Below are 19,843 nucleotides of genomic sequence, written 5' to 3' on the forward strand. Positions count from 1 at the left end.
CATCGCCAGGCTTTTAATTTAGACTTAGGTCTAACCAGTGCGGAGCGGTAGTTCAGTTGGTTAGAATACCGGCCTGTCACGCCGGGGGTCGCGGGTTCGAGTCCCGTCCGCTCCGCCACTTATTTCAAAGACCTCGCTTTTGCGAGGTTTTTTTGAATCTACAATGTGATAAACTGTAGATACTACAGGGGTGTAGCTCCAATTGGCAGAGCAGCGGATTCCAAATCCGCGTGTTGGGAGTTCGAATCTCTCCACCCCTGCCATATTTAAAGCCTCAGTCGAAAGACTGGGGCTTTTTTGTATCTGCAGATCTGAGCTGAAGAGATCTTTCCATACCGTTATTATTTCTCTTTCAATAAAATGTGAATCAGCATTTTCTTCAAGTAGTACTTAAACGAGATATTTTTATCTAAACGGCAAATTCCCGTAAGGGTTCTTCCTATGAAAAATTGCTTGGAACGTATGTAAAAGTGACTCTTGTAACTTTTAAATATTTCAGTGGTTTTAAAGCGATTATATTGTCGAATTCTAAGATTGTGTTACCGATAGCCGAGCGATTTTGATTACAATATCATCAGAACTTATTGGGGGAATTATGGGGCAGTTTTCTATTTTAGGCTTTATCGCACTCGGTGGGGCAATCGGTGCGTGTTCTCGATATTTAGTGTCTGAGTTTTGTGTCTTACTTTTCGGACGGGGTTTCCCTTACGGTACGTTGACTGTTAACGTTGTTGGCTCTTTCATTATGGGGTTGCTCATTGCTGCATTTGAAAGTGAAATATTAGCAACTGAACCATGGAGACAAGTGATTGGCTTAGGCTTCCTTGGTGCGCTTACCACCTTTTCAACATTTTCTATGGATAACGTACTGCTTATGCAGCAAGGTGCGTTCTTTAAAATGGGTTTAAACATCTTATTGAATGTTGTTCTGAGTATCTCGGCGGCTTGGATCGGTTTCCAATTATTGATGCGTAGCTAGCAAAAGTAACGAAAATGTAATCAGGTCGGCTTGGTTTAACCAAGCCATTTTTATATACTGGCTTCACTTGTCGGAGTGCCATAAGGCTGAGACCGTTAATTCGGGATCCGTTGAACCTGATCAGATTAATATCTGCGAAGGGAACAAGAGAAGATACCTACACCAGACAACGTCTGGCTAACCTATCAAAACGTCGAATGCAGTAATAGACAAAGAGTGAGCACCTGAACTCTAATCGTCCATAATTCGACCCCTCTTGTCGCATCTATCCGCCAAGCATTTTTATCCCAATACTTTTTATCTAGAATAACAAGCAAGGAAAAATGCTATGTCGAGTCGCAAACAAGCGAGACTGGAAGCAAAACAGTTTATTGATACTCTCTCGGTACAGCCGTACCCAAACTCAACCAAAGTGTATGTAGAGGGTTCTCGTCCTGACATCCGAGTGCCAATGCGTGAAATTTCTTTGGCTGATAGCCTAATTGGTGGCACCAAAGAGGCTCCTGTTTTCGAGTCAAACGAATCAGTACGTGTTTATGACACCTCTGGTGTATACACTGACCCAAATCACTCTATCGACCTTTACAATGGCTTACCAAAGCTTAGAGAAGGGTGGATTGAAGAACGCAATGATACTGAAATCCTTGAAGATGTGAGCTCTGTTTACGCAAAAGAGCGTCTTGACGATGAAACCTTAGATGATTTGCGTTATGGCAACTTACCACGTATTCGACGAGCTAAAGCCGGAAAATGCGTCACTCAACTACACTATGCTCGCAAAGGCATTGTTACTCCGGAAATGGAATACATTGCACTGCGTGAGAACATGGGTCGCGCTCAATATCGCGATGACGTGCTGACTCAGCAGCATCCTGGTCAAAGCTTCGGTGCAAATCTACCTAAAGACATTACTGCAGAATTCGTTCGTAAAGAAGTTGCAGAAGGTCGCGCCATCATTCCTTCGAATATCAATCATCCAGAATCTGAACCAATGATTATTGGCCGTAACTTCTTAGTTAAGGTGAATGCCAATATTGGTAACTCATCGGTCACGTCTTCAATCGAAGAAGAAGTGGAAAAACTTGTCTGGGCGACACGTTGGGGTGGCGATACCGTGATGGACCTTTCTACCGGCCGTAACATTCATGAAACTCGCGAATGGATTTTACGCAATAGCCCGGTGCCAATTGGTACGGTTCCTATGTATCAGGCTTTGGAAAAAGTAAATGGCATTGCTGAGAACCTGAATTGGGAAGTCATGCGCGACACGTTAATCGAACAAGCAGAGCAGGGGGTTGATTACTTTACTATCCATGCTGGTTTACTACTTCGCTATGTTCCAATGACGGCGAAACGAGTGACGGGGATTGTTTCGCGTGGTGGCTCGATTATCGCTAAGTGGTGTCTAGCGCATCACCAAGAAAGCTTCTTATACACCCATTTCCGCGAGATCTGTGAAATTTGTGCGAAGTACGATGTCGCTCTATCTCTTGGTGATGGCTTGCGTCCTGGCTCGGTTGCAGACGCGAACGATGAAGCGCAATTTGCAGAGCTGCGTACGCTCGGCGAGTTGACGAAAATCGCATGGGAATATGATGTACAGGTCATCATTGAAGGCCCTGGCCATATTCCAATGCACATGATCAAAGAGAATATGGACCAACAGTTGGAACACTGTCATGAAGCGCCGTTCTACACCTTGGGTCCTCTAACGACAGATATAGCTCCGGGTTATGACCATATTACATCCGGTATTGGCGCGGCGATGATTGGTTGGTATGGCTGCGCTATGTTGTGTTACGTGACCCCTAAGGAGCACTTGGGGCTTCCAAATAAAGAAGACGTTAAAACCGGTATGATCACCTACAAGCTAGCTGCGCATGCTGCGGATTTAGCAAAAGGGCATCCGGGAGCACAAGTTCGTGACAATGCCTTATCAAAGGCGCGTTTTGAATTCCGCTGGGAAGACCAATTTAACCTCGCTTTAGACCCCGATACGGCACGTGCATTTCATGATGAAACGCTACCGCAAGAGTCTGGAAAAGTAGCGCACTTCTGCTCAATGTGCGGCCCTAAATTCTGCTCAATGAAGATTTCTCAAGAAGTCAGGGAGTATGCCAAAGATACAGAGCAAGTTGCCGCGGATCAGGCGATTTCTATCAAGATGTTAGATGACCCGCTGGAAGGCATGCGTAAGAAGTCTGAAGAGTTTCGTGCGACAGGCTCGGAGCTTTATCACCCAGCCGTGCACGCCGAGGCGGATGAGTAATGGCTAAAATCCTTATTCCATCGTCGTTAATTCCGCTGACAGGATCTGTTCAGCAGTGTTTATTGTTGGCGAAAGAACAGGGTTTTAGTATTGATGAGATTGAGTTGGGCGTAAGCCCGACTCAATTTATTCAACTTGTTCTTGGGCAAAATACCTTTCGTGTAGGTACCGATCTGATTGACGTATGTGAGGAAGCAGAGACTGCCGATTTTGTGCTTTACTACCAATCAGGTCTATCGGTTTCAGAATGTCGCCAACAACCATCCTCGGCCATTTTTATTGGTATTGAAGACATAGAGTCTAAGCACGATGATTCTGTTAAAACGACAAGCGCAGACGTGTTGGATATCTGGCGCCATCCGGTTAATGATGAAATAAGAGCTCTGTCAGTTACTTCTACTTCTAGAACTACAACTCTTCAAACCGATCAACACTTAGCGTGGACAGTAACGCTGCTTGCTCTCGATTTCCCTATTGAAGATGCTTTAACCTTAGCGCGCCCAATGACGAATGTTTCACGTGAAACACTCATTAATGGTGAAACAATGGTTAAGCAGGAGTGGGCGTCTCAGTTTGCTGATTTTCCTACACCAGTCTTAGAAGATTGTCGTTTAGGCATCAAAGTAGGTTGGTCATCACACGGACAGTCGGTTAACTTTCCTCATCTGAGCAAACAGAGTTTGGGGCTCTATCCGGTCGTGGACGACGTCAGTTGGATTGAACGGTTGTTGCCATTGGGCATCAAAACCATTCAACTACGTATCAAAGACCCCTATCAGCCAGACTTAGAACAGCAGATTGCACGCGCAATTGAACTCGGTCGTCAGTATGACGCTCAAGTTTTTATTAATGATTATTGGCAACTAGCAATAAAGCATGGCGCGTTCGGGGTTCATCTTGGTCAAGAGGATATCGAAGATTCCAATTTGAGCCAGTTGAGCACCGCAGGTATTTGCTTAGGTCTATCAACCCATGGTTATTATGAACTTCTGCGTATCGTCCAAATTAATCCAAGCTACATTGCGCTGGGGCATATCTTTCCGACCACCACCAAACAAATGCCATCCAAGCCGCAAGGTTTGGTTCGCTTAGCCTTGTATCAAAAGCTGATCGATAGCATTCCGTATGGTGAAAGTGTTGGCTATCCAACTGTAGCCATTGGTGGCATTGACCAATCAAACGCGGATCAAGTTTGGCAATGTGGCGTGTCCAGTTTAGCGGTGGTTCGTGCGATTACCTTGTCCGAATCGCCGAAACAAGTGATTGAGTTTTTCGATCAACTGATGAGCACAACGAGCACGTCATTGGTCATGGAGGACTATCGTGCTTACTGATCAAGAATTCATTCGTTATCAGCGTCAAGTTTCGTTACCTGAAATCGGAGAATCGGGCCAAGCTCGTCTTGGTCAATCTCATGTATTGCTCATCGGCTGTGGTGGGTTGGGTAGTGCAGCAAGTTTGTATCTCGCGGCTGCTGGCGTGGGTAAATTGGTTGTGATTGATGATGACCGTGTCGACAGCAGCAATTTGCAGCGCCAGGTTATCTATCGTGAAGGCGACATCGAACTGGCGAAAACCGAGGCGATGGCTCAGCAGCTTCGTCATCTCAATTCAATGATTCAGGTACGCACGATTACCAAGCGTCTCGACCAAGCTCAGTTACAACTCGAAGTCATGTTGGCGGATGTGGTGTTGGATTGCAGTGACAACCTGCCAACGAGGCAGCTGATCAATCAAGTTTGTTATGAGCAAAATACACCTCTGATATCGGCGGCAGCGATTGGTTGGCAAGGGCAGTTTGCTGTTTTTGACTACTCAGACAAACCATCAAATTCAGGCTGCTATCGATGCTTGTATCCATTTGACGAATTGCAGCAAACAATGACGTGCAGCGAAACCGGCATTATCGGCCCGGTGGTGGGCACTCTGGGGAACTACCAAGCTCTCGCTGCTATTCAAAAGTTGGCGATAGATAGCTTTCATGTTGAGTGTGGTCAGTTACACCTCTTTGATGGACTGCGGATGAACTGGCAGACCATGTCTATAACCAAAGACAAGCAATGTCAGGTTTGTGGTGACAATAATCTTGCACAAATGAGCAGTTAAGAGATGACCGCCATGACAGTTTCAAATCAATTCGCAGCAAGTTCGTTTGTGCGTTCCTTTGTTAAAGGAGAGAGGTAACGTGATAACTATCGCTATTAACGACCAAGCTCAGCTGGTCGAGTGTAAAGCCAACCTACAGCAAATCATTACCCAGTTTTCTCTGCCTGAAATGGGCTGTGTTTTTGCCATTAATAATCAAGTGGTGCCGCGTAGCGAATGGGCGAGTACGGTACTTTCTGAGGGAGATAGCATCTCTCTGTTTCAAGCCATCGCAGGGGGATAATGTCGATGCTGAAAATTGGAGATAAAGAATTTAAATCACGCTTGTTCACAGGAACAGGTAAATTTTCTAATAGCCGTTTAATGGCCGAAGCCATCCAGGTTTCAGGTTCACAGCTCGCGACGATGGCGCTTAAACGTGTGGATGTACATGATCAGCAAGATGACATTTTGCAGCCTCTGATTCACGCCGGTGTGAATTTGCTACCGAACACCTCTGGCGCTAAAAATGCCAAAGATGCTGTTTTTGCTGCGCAGCTTGCTCGCGAAGCGTTGGGCACAAATTGGGTCAAACTGGAGATCCATCCCGACCCAAAATACTTAATGCCTGATCCGATAGAAACCTTAGCCGCTGCCGAGCAGCTCGTGCGAGATGGCTTTATTGTGTTGCCATATTGCCATGCTGATCCGGTTTTATGTAAGCGGCTGGAAGAAGTTGGCTGTGCTGCGGTGATGCCATTGGGTGCGCCGATTGGTTCGAACAAAGGTATCGCTTCGCACGATTTTCTAGAAATCATTATTGACCAAGCGAACGTACCTGTTGTCGTGGATGCGGGAATTGGTGCGCCTTCACATGCGGCAAGAGCGATGGAAATGGGCGCGGATGCCGTGTTGGTCAATACGGCCATCGCTGCCGTAAGTAATCCCGTTGCGATGGCGAAAGCGTTCAAGATGGCAGTCGAGTCAGGTCGTATGGCTTATGAAGCTGGGCTTGCAGGGAAAGTTTCTCATGCCGTTGCTTCCAGTCCGCTAACGGCTTTTCTCGATGAACTGTAGAAGTGAGGGTTCAATATGAGCTTTTATGATCGCTTTCAGCAGCTCGATTGGGATGACATATCCATGTCGATTTATGCCAAAACGGCGCAGGATGTGGAAAGGGCGCTAGCAAACCCCAAACGAGATTTGGAAGATTTTAAAGCGTTGATTTCTCCTGCAGCTGAACCGTACTTAGAGCAGATGGCAAAGCTATCTTATTCGCTGACGCGTAAGCGTTTTGGCAACACTATGTCGCTGTATATCCCGCTGTACCTCTCTAATCTTTGCGCCAACGCTTGTACCTATTGTGGCTTCTCTATGGAGAACCGCATAAAGCGAAGAACGCTGAATAGGGACGAAGTTGAGGCGGAGATTGATGCGATTAAGCGAATGAAGTTCGATAGCGTGTTACTGGTAACGGGTGAGCATGAGACCAAAGTTGGGATGAAATACTTTCGCGAAATGGTGCCAATGATCAAGCAGAGATTTAACTATTTAGCGATGGAAGTCCAACCGTTGGATCAGGACGAATACGCTGAACTGAAAACATTGGGCCTTGATGCGGTGATGGTGTATCAAGAAACCTATCATCCCAAAACATATGCTCAGCATCATTTGCGTGGCAATAAAATGGATTTCCGATACCGGCTTGAAACGCCTGATAGGTTGGCAAAGGCGGGGATCGACAAAATCGGTATTGGCGCTTTGATTGGTTTGGAAGAGTGGCGCACCGACTGCTTTTTTGCTGCTGCGCATCTGGATTACCTTGAGCGTACTTATTGGCAATCGCGTTATTCGATTTCTTTTCCTCGTTTACGCCCTTGTGCCGGTAATGCACCTGCGTCGGGATTACAACCGAAATCCGTCATGACGGATAAGCAGTTGGTGCAATTGATTTGCGCCTATCGGCTGTTTAATCCGGAAGTGGAGTTGTCATTGTCGACGCGCGAATCACCGCAGTTTCGCGACAATGTATTACCGTTAGGCATTACGAGTATGTCTGCGGCATCGAAAACACAACCCGGTGGTTATGCGACCGAAGAGGTGGAACTGGAACAGTTCGAAATCAGTGACGAGCGTAGCGCGGCATCGGTAGAAGACATGATCAGAGCGAAAGGTTTCGACCCGGTCTGGCGTGATTGGCACTCAGCTTACTCAGGTTAACCGAGGCGTTTACTGTGTCATTGGCATGTTTCACGTGAAACATTGTGATTGAATGAACGCTTAGCTTTGAGTTTCATGGATGTGATTTATGGAATGCGATTTACGAATTTAGCCCTAAAAAAGGCTCTCAAAGTAGAGAGCCTTTTCTATTTTATCTTTAATAGAGTTCGCACTTTTGTTTAAGAGTGGGCTAACGGCAGAGTTGCTTCGCGTAGCCATTCTTTTACTTCGCCTTCAACAAGCGGGCTGATTTGTTCCCATACTTTTTGATGGTAGTCGTTCAACCAAGCAAGTTCTGGACGAGTCAGCATATCGACATTGATGTTACGTTTGTCGATTGGACAGCGCGTCAAGGATTCGAATGATAGAACAGGGAAGTCGCCGTTAGTCGGTGTTTCAACTACGAGTTCTAGGTTCTCGATACGGATACCGAACGCATCTGCACGGTAGTAGCCAGGCTCATTTGATAGCACCATGCCTTCAGTTAGCGGCACATCAATTTGTTTCTTAGAGATGCTTGCCGGACCTTCATGCACACTTAGGAAGTGACCTACACCGTGGCCAGTGCCGTGGTCGTAGTCATAACCTTCTGCCCAAAGATGTTGGCGAGCCAATGTATCGATTTGGTAACCGCGAGTGCCTTTCGGGAAGCGGGCACGTGCTACACCGATATGACCTTTCAGCGCGAGAGTGAACTGCTTGATCATTTCTGCTGATGGCTGACCAATCGCGATGGTGCGTGTAATGTCGGTTGTGCCATCTAGGTACTGACCGCCTGAATCAACAAGGTAAAGTGTGTTCAGCGCTAGCTTACCTGGCTCAGGTTGGTTCTCATGATTGTAGTGACACATAGCAGCATTGCCGCCTGCCGCAGAAATGGTATCAAAGCTCAGATCCATCAGCGTTGGGTCTTCTTTACGGAATGCTTCTAGGCGATCAGCCAGTGTAGCTTCATCATGAAGATTGCCTGCAGCCACTTCGGCATCTAGCCAGCAAAGGAATTTGCTCATCGCTACACCGTCGCGGATATGACAGGCTTTCATGCCCGCAATCTCAACTTCGTTTTTCGCGGCTTTTGGCATTAAACATGGATCGGCTGCAGCAATAACCGATGCGCCCGCATTTTGCAGAACTAACTTAAACCATGCGTTACTGATTGCTGGGTCGAGCAATACCTTTTTGCCAGACATGGCTTCAAGGCGAGATTGAAGTGCTTCTGGATGATGAACCGTCACACCAGTGCCCACGTGCGCTGCAAATTCAGCAGGTAAGCGAGCGGGATCTAGGAAGTACTCCACACTTGAGTCGGCATGAAGAATCGCATGCGACAGTAAAACTGGCAAACGCGATACATCCAAGCCACGTACGTTCAATAGCCAACAAATAGAATCAAGTGCTGTGATGACTGCGCTGTCTGCACCGGCTTTTGCTACCAGTTGAGCGATCTCTTTACGCTTACTTTCGCTTGATTGACCAACGGCTTCTGTTGGCATGAGGCGAACGTCAGAAACCACTGGTGCAGGGCGGTCATGCCACAGCTCATCAATTGGGTTGCTGGAGAGAATGTTCAGCTCAAGTTTTCCGGCCAGTTTTGCTTGTGCCATATCTAGCCAAGCTGAACTGTGCATGCGTGGGTCGATAGCCACGGACGCATTTGTGGTTAGATTGTCTTGAATCCAATCCAATGCCGGTTCTTCAATTAGGTGGCGATATTCAAACAACTCACTAGGAACTTGTTTGGTCACTTGAACGGTGTAGCGGCCATCAACAAAAATCGCGGCTTTGTCTTGTGTGATCACGGCTGCGCCTGCAGAGCCTGTGAATCCGGTTAGCCAATGGAGGCGTTCATTGTGCGCAGGGACATATTCACCCAGGTATTCATCTTCATGAGGGATCAGTAGGGCATCAATGTTGTGTTGAGTAAGCCATTCGCGAATTGCGTTCACGCGGCTTAGGGTATCGTTGTGCATCTGTTTTATTCCTTCAAATTACCGCTCCTTCATGCTCAGGTGTGGGAGCTGTTTCCTTCTGCTTCGTGCAGTGATTGAGTTAAACGCCGTAGCAAGATGACGTTTAAGTCTGGGTACAACAGGCCATAGATGAGCCAAAAAGGACTATCGACTGTTAAGCTACTCATTTTAACCGCTAAGCGCAAATTGCGTCCGACATTTTTATCTAAGGTGATCGGTTTTTTGCGTGATCATCGTGCGCAGCCAATTCAAGGCTGGGTCGTTTTCTCTGTCTCTGTGCCAAAACAGAGTGTAAGCCATGGGCGGGAATTCAAGCGGCAATGGCAAGACCACCAAGTCGAGCTGTTTGGCAGCCAGTTGCACAAAATGGCTCGGCGCGGTAAAGATGAAGTCGGTGTAAGAACACAAGCTAGCAGCACTATTGAAATCTGGAACGGTGACTGCAATATCGCGCTCTGCGCCAATGTCCGCTAAACGATAGTCCAACAACCAACGGTCGTTTCCATCACATCGCACTTGTACGTGACGAAGTGCGAGATACGCTTCGAGGTTCCACTTCTGTTTTAGTGCGGGGTGGTTTTTACGAATGATGCACATCTGATGGTCGCGATAGATTTCGAGTTCGCAAATATCATCCGGTGGCAGCAGGGTAAGCTTTGCGTCATTGATGTCGATGTCTTTACCAGTTAATCCCAAATCCAACTCACCACGCTGCAACATTTTGAAGGTGTTATCTGACCAAGGATGCGTGCTGATAGTGACGCCGGGTGCCTGTTGAAAAATCGCTGGTAAGAAATGCGGCAAGATTAATGGGTAGACACTTTCCACGGCTGCAATTTGAAAGCGGTATTCACTGCTTTGGGGCGAAAACTCTTCTGGCTGGGTCAGCACTTCTAATTGGTTAATCAACAGATCCAGTTTCGGTTTGAGGAACAATGCACGTGGTGTTGGTGTTAATCCATGAGAGTTACGCGTAAACAATGGATCATCAAATTGAATGCGAAGTTTGGCTAATGATTTGCTCACCGCGGATTGGCTGAGGCACAGTCGATGCGCTGCTCGAGTCACGTTAAGCTCTTCAATTAACACTTTAAAACAGACCAGTAAGTTCAGGTCGAGACGAGCGAGCTTTTCTATGTTCACGGTGAATTTCCTCTGGGGAATAATGGTCATGATTATACATCATTTCCATTCATATCATCAGATGATTAAGCTCTCTGCAAAGTTCTTGTTCAATTTGGAGTGTTGTGTGTCTAGCCATATTTCTAATAGTAAAAAACAAATGGCGTTGTTGACCCTTTTGGTTCTTTTCAGTCCGCTTGCGATTGATATCTATCTACCTGCGTTACCTCTTATCGCTTCAACTTTTCAGGTAGACAATGCGCTAGCACAAGACACGATTACATGGTTCCTATTTGCTATGGGTGTTGGCCAACTGTTTGCTGGCCCCTTGGCAGATAAACTCGGACGTCGAACTGTTGCATTGGGCGGCATCACTATCTACGCAATGAGCGCTTTATTGGCGTGGAGTGCTCAAAATATAGAGTGGATGTTGATGTCTCGTTTGCTACAAGGCTTAGGTGCGTGTGCGACATCGGTAGCAGCCTTTGCAACAGTTCGCGATATTTTCGGCCCAGATAAAAGCGGCAAGATGATCAGCTACCTTAATGGTGCGATCTGCTTTATTCCTGCACTGGCACCAATCTTAGGTAGCTGGTTAACACAGCAATTCGATTGGCGTGCAAACTTCAGCTTTATGGCTGGTTTTGCGGTTGTCTCAGGAACGTTGATGTTCTTGATGATGAAGGAAACCAACCCTGCAACCGAGAAACAAGCGGTATTCAAGGTAAGTCGTTACTGGTCGGTACTGAGCACGCCATCTTTCATTTTCCACGCGTCACTATGTTTGATGGCCATGGCGGTTATCTTAGCTTACGTGACGTCAGCACCGTCGGTATTGATGACAGGCATGGGCCTTTCAATGAATGAGTTCACATTCTGGTTTGGCATTAACGCGGTCATTAACATCGCTGGCTGTATGTTGGCACCGAAGTTCATGGAACGTTTTGGCACACACAACACGCTTGTGGTTGGTATCTCGACGTTGGCTCTGGCTGGTGTGGTGATGCTGGTGATGAATGGCCAAAACACGGCGCTGTCGTTCATGCTGCCAATCTTTATGTCGTCCGTTGGTTTTGCTTTGATTCTTGGCGGCGCCGCGGGCAAGGCGTTGGAACCATTCGGTGATAAAGCGGGCACAGCCGCGGCGCTACTCGGTTTGTTCCAAATGAGCGGTTCTGGTTTGTTAGTGGGTACCTTACAGCGTTTGCCGTTTGATCCACAAACATTGATTGCTATTCATATGTGGGTATTGCTACCAGCATTGGTGATTCTATTTTCAAAGGCTGGTAAGAGCTGGCACGCTCGCTTCGCTAATGCGTAAATCAGTGTAATTTAGTATTTTCCAATGTATGTAACGCGTGTATATTTGTCGTTCACACTTTTCCTGACACCATAATGGAATTCAAAAAGTAATGTCGTTAACCACGTATGAAATGGCTCGTATTTTAGAGCAAATGGAAGAATCACCAGAAAAGGTGATGTTTGGTAAGTTGCTTAATGAGCTGGGCAATCAAAGCTCCGAGCGCATTCGTAGTGCGGCAAAACAAGTACCTCTACCAATCTTGCGTGACATTGTGTACCAATTTCAACAAGTGATTGAGTCACGCAAGGGCGAGCAAGTTGAGCTATTAGCAAAAGACCTCGCACAACAAGGTATCTCAGCGGATGAACTGCTGGCTTATCTAAACAAGCAATAAAAGAAATCCCCGCAATCGCGGGGGTTTTTCTATCTGACGAATTTGTTTTTTAGCAATCGGTCGAGCGAAAACGGACCGCCTCCCCACAGCATCACAATCAAAATCATTAACCCCCAGAGTTGGTGGTCATGGAAACCTTTCTCCCACAGTAGCGGGTAGGACAGGACAGCGATAATGTTGAACACAAACAACATGGCAGCCATAGGGCGAGTAAATAATCCAATCGCTAAAAAGACCGGAAGAACTAGCTCTGCGAATGTGCCTGAATAGGCGGCAAATTCCCAAGGTAGCAACGGAACTTGATACTCAAATTCGAACAAGTACAGGGTGCTATCCCATGAGGCAATTTTGATAAGGCCAGAATTAAAAAACACCCAAGCGACCCATAAACGGCAAAACAGCAGCAACAACGGCATTGCGTGAGTTTGTAAGCTGTTGGTGTATTCGTCGTAGCGGCTAATCAGGCTTTTAACAGAATCTGTCATCGTATCCTCCTTACGCGGTTTGCAGCGTAAAACCTTCAATCAGGTCAAGCGTCATGATGTGATTAAGATGAGCGAGCAACGGCTCAGGGATATCGCTCAAACATTGCTTTTGTTCCAAGCTGGCAAGCAATTGATAGGCTTCGTCATCCAGCGCGAAACACTGCGCTTCACCATCGGGCTCGATGCGGATCACCCCTTGTTGCAATTGGTTGATGTTGAGCTGATCGAATTGTTGAGTACGAACAGCTGCGAATAAATCAAACACCGCGTAATGAGCATCAAAGCACTTACACCCAGGACGAAGGTGGAAAACTAAATGAGAATGTTGCGACTCTGGTACGTGTGGTAATTCAGTCAGCGGTTGCACGGCTGTGTCTGCTTGATGCTCATAACGAGCTTGGCGAGCAAGGTCGATGTTCCATTCAAAGAGAGCAACTTCTGGGCTGTATGGTGCTTGAGCCATGACCTGACCAAACAACATCACAGTGAGGTGAAAGTCTTTTCCGTAGTGAATAACACTGCCTTCTTGGAGTGGGTGCGTTAAAACATGTTGGCGTGCTATTTGAGCAAAGCACGTTTCCCCTAGTAACGCTTCAACCATCGGATAAGTAGCAGAAAGGACTTCGCTCAAGCTGATGATAAAGTTGTTGCGATATATCTGCATGCGCTCGTCAGCGGTAAACTGATCGCTCGCAATATCACAGTCATCGCCCAATGCCTGATAGTGAAGCGCTTTCGCAAACTGGTTTTGTAAGGTGGCTAGCTTCATGAGGCTTTCCTCGTAGCGCTAAGCGGGGTGGTAATTTGGGAGAGAAGGAGCGAGGCCTTTTCCGCTTCTGCCAATAACACTTCTGGTGCTGGGATATCTAAGTCCCATTCAATTAAGGTATGGCGCGGACCATACTGTTCGACCCAGTGTTGATATAACTTCCAGACTTCCGTGCTGACGGGACGGCTGTGAGTATCAATCCAAATTTCGCCTTTATCGAGTTGTTTGATGGTGAAACCCGCCAAATGAATTTCATCCACTTTGTCTGCCGGAATGGCGGACAGATAGGTATTGCAATCAAAGCCGTGATTGAAGGCTGATACGTGTACGTTATTCAGATCGAGCAGTAACCGGCAACTTGTGCGCTGCTGAACTTCAGCGAGAAACTCCCACTCGCTGATCGTCGAGTGTTGAAACTTCACATAGCTCGATGGGTTCTCAATTAATATTTCGCGTTGCAGATAATCCTGAACTTCAAGCACATTGCGAGTAAAAACGTTCAGTGCTTCTTCGGTGTATGGTAGGGGAAGCAAGTCGTTAAAATAATGCCCACCATTTTCACTCCAGCTCAAATGGTCAGAGACAAACATCGGGTCAATGGCATCAATCAACGCTTTCAGTTGAGCTAGGTGTACTTGGCTAACGCGTTCAACAGAGCCTAACGACAAACCAATTCCGTGGCAGCTGATCTGGTATTGCTCTCGCAAAGTGTGTAGATATTTTCGTTCGGCTGCATTGGGTTGAAAGTAGTTCTCGCTGTGAATTTCTAACCAAGACAGTTCTGGGCGTTGTTGCTGAAAAAAGTCCAAATGAGGAGTCCGTAAACCAACGCCAACAAGAGGGTGAAAATCGTAGTGTTTCACGTGAAACTCCTTTTCGAACTGGATGAGAAGAGGTTGTGGGGTGTGAGTTGAGCCATCACACGCCCACAACAATTAACGGAGAAATTAAGATGCGCTGGTGCTGCCGCCAGCCAATTTGTCGCAAAGACCTTTTGGAACCACCACAAATGCGTCTTTCTGGTGGTCTTGTTTTGACGTGCCGGCGCAAGAGCTGTTCTTCGTCGCACAGTCATTTTTCCCCGCTTTTGCCACGCCGTAGCACTTTTCTTTTTCTGCCGCGACAGCAGGTGTTGCTGTTAGTAGAGTGCCACCAAGGGCTAGTAGACCAGTAACCGCAGCAGTAACAGCAAGATTCGACTTTTTCATAATAATTTCCTCTGAATGATTTCCTTTACGTTGAGATGGGCAAGCAGACGAGCGATTAAGATGCACAGTTTTTGTCCGCTTGCTTAACTTAAGAGATAGGAAGGTGAGTGAAAAACTTTCAGGGAAATTGTTTGGGAGAATGCTTTTTGATGGTTTGATTTACATAACCGATTGAATAGATGAGTAAAAAATCGTCGAACTTTTTATCTAGTTTTGTCTCAACACACCCTAGTTGTTTAGGTTATAATCTATTTTTATGTATAAATAACCAGTAGCTCATCATGATGGATCCATCTCTATTACTCGACGGTTTGAACGACAAACAGCGTGAAGCCGTTGCAGCACCTCTAGAAAACTTGCTCGTCCTTGCTGGTGCAGGGAGTGGTAAGACTCGTGTTCTTGTTCACCGTATCGCTTGGTTGATGTCGGTAGAACAAGCGTCTCCGTTCTCAATTATGTCGGTAACCTTTACCAACAAAGCGGCGGCGGAGATGCGTGGCCGTATTGAAGAGTTGATGATGGGCAGCGCGTCAGGCATGTGGAATGGTACCTTTCACGGTATTTGTCACCGCATTTTGCGCGCGCACTATCTTGATGCCAAGCTACCGGAAGACTTTCAAATCATCGACAGCGACGATCAACAGCGTTTACTGAAGCGTCTGATCAAAGCACAAAATCTGGATGAAAAGCAGTGGCCTGCACGCCAAGTGGCTTGGTGGATTAACGGCAAAAAAGACGAAGGTCTGCGCCCAGCACATATCGATGCTTACCACGATCCTGTGACCAAAACCTACTTGCAGCTATACACCGCTTATCAAGAAGCGTGTGACCGTGCAGGTTTGGTCGACTTTGCAGAAATTCTGCTTCGCGCTCATGAGCTACTGCGCGATAACAAGTTTGTCCGAGAGCACTACCAGGCACGCTTTAAACACATTCTGGTTGACGAGTTCCAAGACACCAACAATATCCAATACGCTTGGCTACGCATGATGGCGGGGCCTGAGTGTCATGTGATGATTGTGGGTGACGATGACCAATCGATTTACGGTTGGCGCGGAGCAAAAGTCGAAAACATTGAGAAATTCACCCGTGAATTCCCAAGCGTAACCACCATTCGCCTAGAGCAGAATTACCGTTCCACCAAGACCATTTTGGAAGCTTCCAATACTTTGATCGCCAATAACACTGAGCGTATGGGTAAAGAACTGTGGACTGACGGCGTCGTTGGTGAACCGATTTCGGTTTACAGTGCTTACAACGAGTTGGACGAAGCCCGTTTTGCGGTTAACAAAATCAAAGAGTGGCAAGACAAAGGTGGAGCATTGAATGATGCAGCGATGCTGTACCGCAACAACGCCCAGTCTCGTGTACTGGAAGAAGCGTTGATTCAAGCTGGTCTACCATACCGTATTTATGGTGGTATGCGATTCTTCGAGCGTCAGGAAATCAAAGACGCACTGGCCTACATGCGTTTGATGGCCAACCGTAATGACGATGCTGCATTTGAACGTGTGGTGAATACGCCAACTCGTGGTTTAGGTGACAAGACACTAGAAACCATCCGCCGTGCGGCGCGCGATCGTGGTTGCACTATGTGGGAAGCCAGCGTTGCGATGTTGGATGAACAAGTGCTCGCGGGTCGAGCGGCTGGGGCATTAGGTCGCTTTATCGAACTTATTACCGCACTCGAAGACGACACGTTAGAGATGCCGTTGCACGAGCAAACAGACCATGTGATCAAGTACTCTGGCTTGTTTGCCATGTATGAGCAAGAGAAGGGCGAAAAGTCTAAGGCTCGTATTGAGAACTTGGAGGAATTGGTGACCGCAACTCGCCAATTCGAGAAGCCAGAAGAAGCGGAAGAGATGTCGCTGCTGACTGCGTTCTTGACTCATGCGGCGCTAGAAGCGGGTGAAGGGCAAGCCGACGAATTTGAAGATGCAGTTCAATTGATGACACTGCACAGTGCAAAAGGCTTGGAATTCCCATTGGTGTTTATGGTGGGCGTTGAAGAAGGCATGTTCCCAAGCCAGATGTCGGCGGAAGAGGCAGGGCGTTTAGAGGAAGAGCGCCGCCTGTGCTACGTCGGTATGACGCGCGCGATGCAAAAACTCTACATCACTTACGCGGAAATGCGCCGTTTGTATGGTCAAGATAAGTACCATAAGCCATCGCGTTTTATTCGTGAGTTGCCGGAAACGTGCCTGGACGAAGTGCGGATGAAAGCGCAAGTCAGCCGACCTGCAAGCAGTGGTCGCTTTAGCCAAACTGCAGTGAAAGAGAACTTCAACGAGACGGGCTTTTCACTTGGTTCACGCGTAATGCATCCAAAGTTTGGCGAAGGCACCATTATCAACTTTGAAGGCAGCGGTCCACAGAGTCGCGTTCAAATCGCGTTCAATGGTGAAGGCATTAAATGGTTAGTGACTGCTTACGCTAGACTAGAGAAACTGTAAGGTTTTTATCGAAAGCTAGCTTACATTGTTCGCAAACTAACTCAAGGGCTGCTTCGGCGGCTCTTGTTGTATCTGGAGCCTACAAAGTACCTTATGTGAATTTGAGATGGGGACAACTGTGCTTGGCAGGTCGGGCGGAAATGGCAGAAAAAGAAAAACCCCGAGGGCTTGCGCCCATCGGGGTTATAGTCTTACTCGCAGCAATCCAGCTACTAAAAAGTGCTCCTTGCATCGAATCCTTGATAGCGTGCTGTATTCCTTCAGCTTAATCCTTTCGTCGCCTTCCTAGCGGTGTCCTTGATGACCTTATCCTGGTCTGCTAACTATCCTCGTTAGCTCTCATCACTTGTCCCCTGAGCGGTGTCCATGACATCATCCTGATGTTCAGTCCTTGCCTCGTCCAGAGGTGTCCATTTCCCGTCCTTAGTAGCAACCATCCTAGTCGCTATTGATTCCGTTCAATGTCCAGTTTTGCATTCCATGCCCGACTATTCATCCTGAATAACCGTTTCTTCTTCCTGAAGTTCACCAAATCCGTGGTGTTTCCTGTTCCGTGTCAGCATCCTTCCGACAGGTTTAATATTACGTTTTTGGCGCTATCCAACAACGGTGCAAGTTCACATTTTTTTATTCCGCAAACGTTTAAAAACTGCACGTACTTATATTATTCAATAGGTTATGGTTCGTTTGGGGTGCTTTTACTGCTAAAAAAGAGAGTTTTACTCAACCCTTTGTGAGAGATCTCGCACAAAGGGCCGAGCGAAAGGCTACTATTTTCCGATGGCTGCACCTTCTCGGCGTGGATCCGCAGCACCTTCTAAGCCATTTTCAGTGATGCGAATGGCGTGTAAACCGGAATTTAAATCGCGAATTTCGGTCTTAAAGCCCATCTTTTCGAGTGCCGGTTGCAACTGAGTTGCTGCGCTATCTTGCTCGAGGTCGACTGTACCAAAACGGTTTAACACTCTTGGTTGGTTGATCGCTTGCTGAATGTCCATATCCCATTGAGTATGAGCAATGATGGCTTGTGCCACGTAGCCGATAATGCGACTGCCGCCCGGTGAACCAATTGCCATGTATGGTTGATCATCTTTCATGATGATGGTCGGAGCCATGGAGGAGCGAGGACGTTTGCCCGGTTCTAATCGGTTGGCGATTGGCGCGCCATCTTGATGAGTGCGGAAAGAAAAGTCTGTCAGCTCGTTATTGAGCAGGAAGCCGCGAACCATTAAGCGCGAGCCAAAAGCGTTCTCGATGGTGGTGGTCATTGAAACCACATTGCCTTGCTTATCGACGATGTTGAAATGGCTGGTGGAAGGAAGTTCTATCGATTCATCCATACTGAGATTCATTGCATGTGACCACGGTGGGTTACCGGCTTCCACTTTCGTCAGTGCTTTGCCGACCTGAATCAGTTCGGCACGTTGTTTGAGATAGTCTTTGTCCAACAAACCTTCGGTTGGCATGGGTACATAGTCTTGATCGGCCATGTACTTACCGCGATCAGCAAACGCGAGACCAGATGCGTCCGCAATGACCTGCCAAGATTTGGCGCTGTCTGGTCCCCAGCCTTTGAGGTCGTATTGCTCGGTGATAGCCAAGATCTGCCCGACAGTTAGCGCGCCTGAGCTTGGTGGCCCCATGCCGCAGATGTCGTAGCTTTGATAAGCCGCACAAACGGGCTCTCTCTGTTTGATGCGGTAAGTATCAAAATCTTGTTGTGCCAACACGCCCGGGTTACCCACTGAGGTTTGCACGGTTGCGATAATGTCTTTGGCAATATCACCTTGATAGAAGGCTTGAGCACCTTGCTTGGCGATGGCTTGCAAGGTTTGCGCGTATTCTGGATTCTTTAATCGTGTGCCTTCGGCTTTTGGTGAGCCATCGGCGTTAAAGAAATACGCTTTTGTGGTCGGAAAACGTGATAAACGCTCGGCGTCGTTGGCAATCAAACTGGCGAGACGAGGACTGACGGCAAAACCTTCCTCAGCCAAGTTGATCACTGGCTGAATGATCTTTTTCCATTCCAGCTTGCCGTATTTTTGGTGGGTATCCCACAACAGTTTGACGGTGCCCGGCGTCGCGACAGATCGTCCACCTACAACCGCATCATAGAATTGCAGCGGCTGGCCTTGGTCGTCCAAAAACAGTGTTGGGGTTGCGGCGAGGGGCGCAGTTTCTCGACCATCATAAGTGGTGAGCTTTTGTTGTTCGCCATCCCAATACACCAAAAATGCGCCGCCACCAATGCCGGAAGACTGTGGTTCGACTAAGCCAAGCATCAGTTGTACCGCCACCATAGCATCAATGGCATTGCCGCCTTGCTCCAGTACATCAGCACCTGCTTGGGTAGCAATTGGGTTCGCTGCTGTCACCATATAGTCTTTGGCTTTGACCAGTTGTTTGTGCTCAAGCCCAGTACTTTGCTCTGGGGCAATCGCATCGGTGGCTTGGTTTGCAAACGCGGTGTGGGTGATAGAGGCGCTAAGAAAAAGACCCGTAGACACGAGTCGGTTGAACGTCCATTGCATGATGACTCTCCATGTTGCCAGTTTGATTGTTTAGCTTGGCAGCCATGGAGAA

17 protein-coding genes, 2 tRNA genes and 1 riboswitch are annotated in these 19,843 nt (G+C 47.4%); of the genes, 12 read left to right on the forward strand and 7 right to left on the reverse strand.

The window, feature by feature from the left end; all coding sequences use genetic code 11:
- The first annotated feature begins 41 nt into the window (after positions 1–41).
- The 9 genes from BIW15_RS07280 to thiH all read left to right on the forward strand — a co-directional run bounded on the left by BIW15_RS07280 (position 42) and on the right by thiH (position 7,553).
- Positions 42–118: transfer RNA gene (locus tag BIW15_RS07280), tRNA-Asp, on the forward strand.
- Positions 119–186: 68 nt separating this feature from the next.
- Positions 187–263, forward strand: a tRNA-Trp gene (locus BIW15_RS07285).
- A gap of 332 nt (positions 264–595) precedes the next feature.
- Entirely contained in the window at positions 596–979 is a 384-nt protein-coding gene (crcB, locus tag BIW15_RS07290; RefSeq protein ID WP_005497358.1) for a fluoride efflux transporter CrcB, read from the forward strand.
- Positions 980–1,040: 61 nt separating this feature from the next.
- Positions 1,041–1,139: riboswitch (TPP riboswitch) on the forward strand.
- A 168-nt stretch (positions 1,140–1,307) separates the two neighbouring features.
- Positions 1,308–3,248, forward strand: a complete 1,941-nt coding sequence (thiC, locus tag BIW15_RS07295) for a phosphomethylpyrimidine synthase ThiC (RefSeq protein WP_025554103.1) — start codon at positions 1,308–1,310, stop codon at positions 3,246–3,248.
- Positions 3,248–4,582 (forward strand): thiamine phosphate synthase, encoded by a 1,335-nt coding sequence (locus BIW15_RS07300; RefSeq protein ID WP_077280747.1) that lies wholly within the window; start codon positions 3,248–3,250, stop codon positions 4,580–4,582. Before thiC ends, BIW15_RS07300 begins: the two co-directional genes overlap by 1 nt.
- Positions 4,572–5,354 (forward strand): thiazole biosynthesis adenylyltransferase ThiF, encoded by a 783-nt coding sequence (gene thiF, locus BIW15_RS07305; protein WP_025628044.1) that lies wholly within the window; start codon positions 4,572–4,574, stop codon positions 5,352–5,354. The genes BIW15_RS07300 and thiF overlap by 11 nt, the downstream gene beginning before the upstream one ends.
- A gap of 79 nt (positions 5,355–5,433) precedes the next feature.
- Complete coding sequence (gene thiS / locus BIW15_RS07310) at positions 5,434–5,637, forward strand: sulfur carrier protein ThiS (protein ID WP_005497365.1); 204 nt, start codon at positions 5,434–5,436, stop codon at positions 5,635–5,637.
- Between the two features lie 5 nt (positions 5,638–5,642).
- Positions 5,643–6,410: a thiazole synthase gene (locus BIW15_RS07315; protein ID WP_077280754.1), complete on the forward strand. Its 768-nt coding sequence runs from the start codon at positions 5,643–5,645 to the stop codon at positions 6,408–6,410.
- 15 nt (positions 6,411–6,425) lie between these two features.
- Positions 6,426–7,553 (forward strand): 2-iminoacetate synthase ThiH, encoded by a 1,128-nt coding sequence (gene thiH / locus BIW15_RS07320; RefSeq protein ID WP_077280748.1) that lies wholly within the window; start codon positions 6,426–6,428, stop codon positions 7,551–7,553.
- Positions 7,554–7,732: 179 nt separating this feature from the next.
- On the opposite strand, the gene BIW15_RS07325 is transcribed toward thiH, so the two are convergent.
- Entirely contained in the window at positions 7,733–9,523 is a 1,791-nt protein-coding gene (locus BIW15_RS07325) for an aminopeptidase P family protein (RefSeq protein ID WP_077280749.1), read from the reverse strand.
- Positions 9,524–9,724: 201 nt separating this feature from the next.
- The gene (locus BIW15_RS07330; RefSeq protein ID WP_005465075.1) at positions 9,725–10,666 is read right to left on the reverse strand and encodes a LysR family transcriptional regulator; all 942 of its coding nucleotides are present in this window, start codon (positions 10,664–10,666) and stop codon (positions 9,725–9,727) included.
- A 106-nt stretch (positions 10,667–10,772) separates the two neighbouring features.
- Here BIW15_RS07330 and BIW15_RS07335 point away from each other — a divergent pair, with 106 nt between their 5' ends.
- Positions 10,773–11,966 (forward strand): multidrug effflux MFS transporter, encoded by a 1,194-nt coding sequence (locus BIW15_RS07335; RefSeq protein WP_171901847.1) that lies wholly within the window; start codon positions 10,773–10,775, stop codon positions 11,964–11,966.
- A gap of 91 nt (positions 11,967–12,057) precedes the next feature.
- Positions 12,058–12,342, forward strand: a complete 285-nt coding sequence (locus BIW15_RS07340; protein WP_005458563.1) for a hypothetical protein — start codon at positions 12,058–12,060, stop codon at positions 12,340–12,342.
- Between the two features lie 29 nt (positions 12,343–12,371).
- On the opposite strand, the gene BIW15_RS07345 is transcribed toward BIW15_RS07340, so the two are convergent.
- The 4 genes from BIW15_RS07345 to BIW15_RS07360 form a co-directional block, all read right to left on the reverse strand.
- Entirely contained in the window at positions 12,372–12,827 is a 456-nt protein-coding gene (locus BIW15_RS07345; RefSeq protein ID WP_077280750.1) for a DoxX family protein, read from the reverse strand.
- Between the two features lie 10 nt (positions 12,828–12,837).
- The gene (locus BIW15_RS07350) at positions 12,838–13,596 is read right to left on the reverse strand and encodes a DNA-binding domain-containing protein (protein WP_029850648.1); all 759 of its coding nucleotides are present in this window, start codon (positions 13,594–13,596) and stop codon (positions 12,838–12,840) included.
- On the reverse strand, positions 13,593–14,459 hold the full coding sequence (locus BIW15_RS07355; protein WP_015297496.1) for a DUF692 domain-containing protein: 867 nt from the start codon (positions 14,457–14,459) through the stop codon (positions 13,593–13,595). Before BIW15_RS07355 ends, BIW15_RS07350 begins: the two co-directional genes overlap by 4 nt.
- Before the next feature lie 84 nt (positions 14,460–14,543).
- Positions 14,544–14,804 carry a DUF2282 domain-containing protein gene (locus BIW15_RS07360; RefSeq protein ID WP_005458571.1) on the reverse strand — a complete coding sequence of 87 codons (261 nt, stop codon included), beginning with the start codon at positions 14,802–14,804 and terminating at the stop codon, positions 14,544–14,546.
- A gap of 281 nt (positions 14,805–15,085) precedes the next feature.
- On the opposite strand from BIW15_RS07360, the gene uvrD reads away from it, so the two are divergent.
- Entirely contained in the window at positions 15,086–17,260 is a 2,175-nt protein-coding gene (gene uvrD / locus BIW15_RS07365; RefSeq protein ID WP_023585906.1) for a DNA helicase II, read from the forward strand.
- A 770-nt stretch (positions 17,261–18,030) separates the two neighbouring features.
- Here the strand turns inward: uvrD and ggt are convergent.
- The gene (gene ggt, locus BIW15_RS07375; RefSeq protein ID WP_077280751.1) at positions 18,031–19,791 is read right to left on the reverse strand and encodes a gamma-glutamyltransferase; all 1,761 of its coding nucleotides are present in this window, start codon (positions 19,789–19,791) and stop codon (positions 18,031–18,033) included.
- Positions 19,792–19,843 lie beyond the last annotated feature (52 nt).

It is taken from the genome of Vibrio sp. SALL6 (assembly GCF_002002385.1).
Classification (GTDB): domain Bacteria; phylum Pseudomonadota; class Gammaproteobacteria; order Enterobacterales; family Vibrionaceae; genus Vibrio; species Vibrio parahaemolyticus.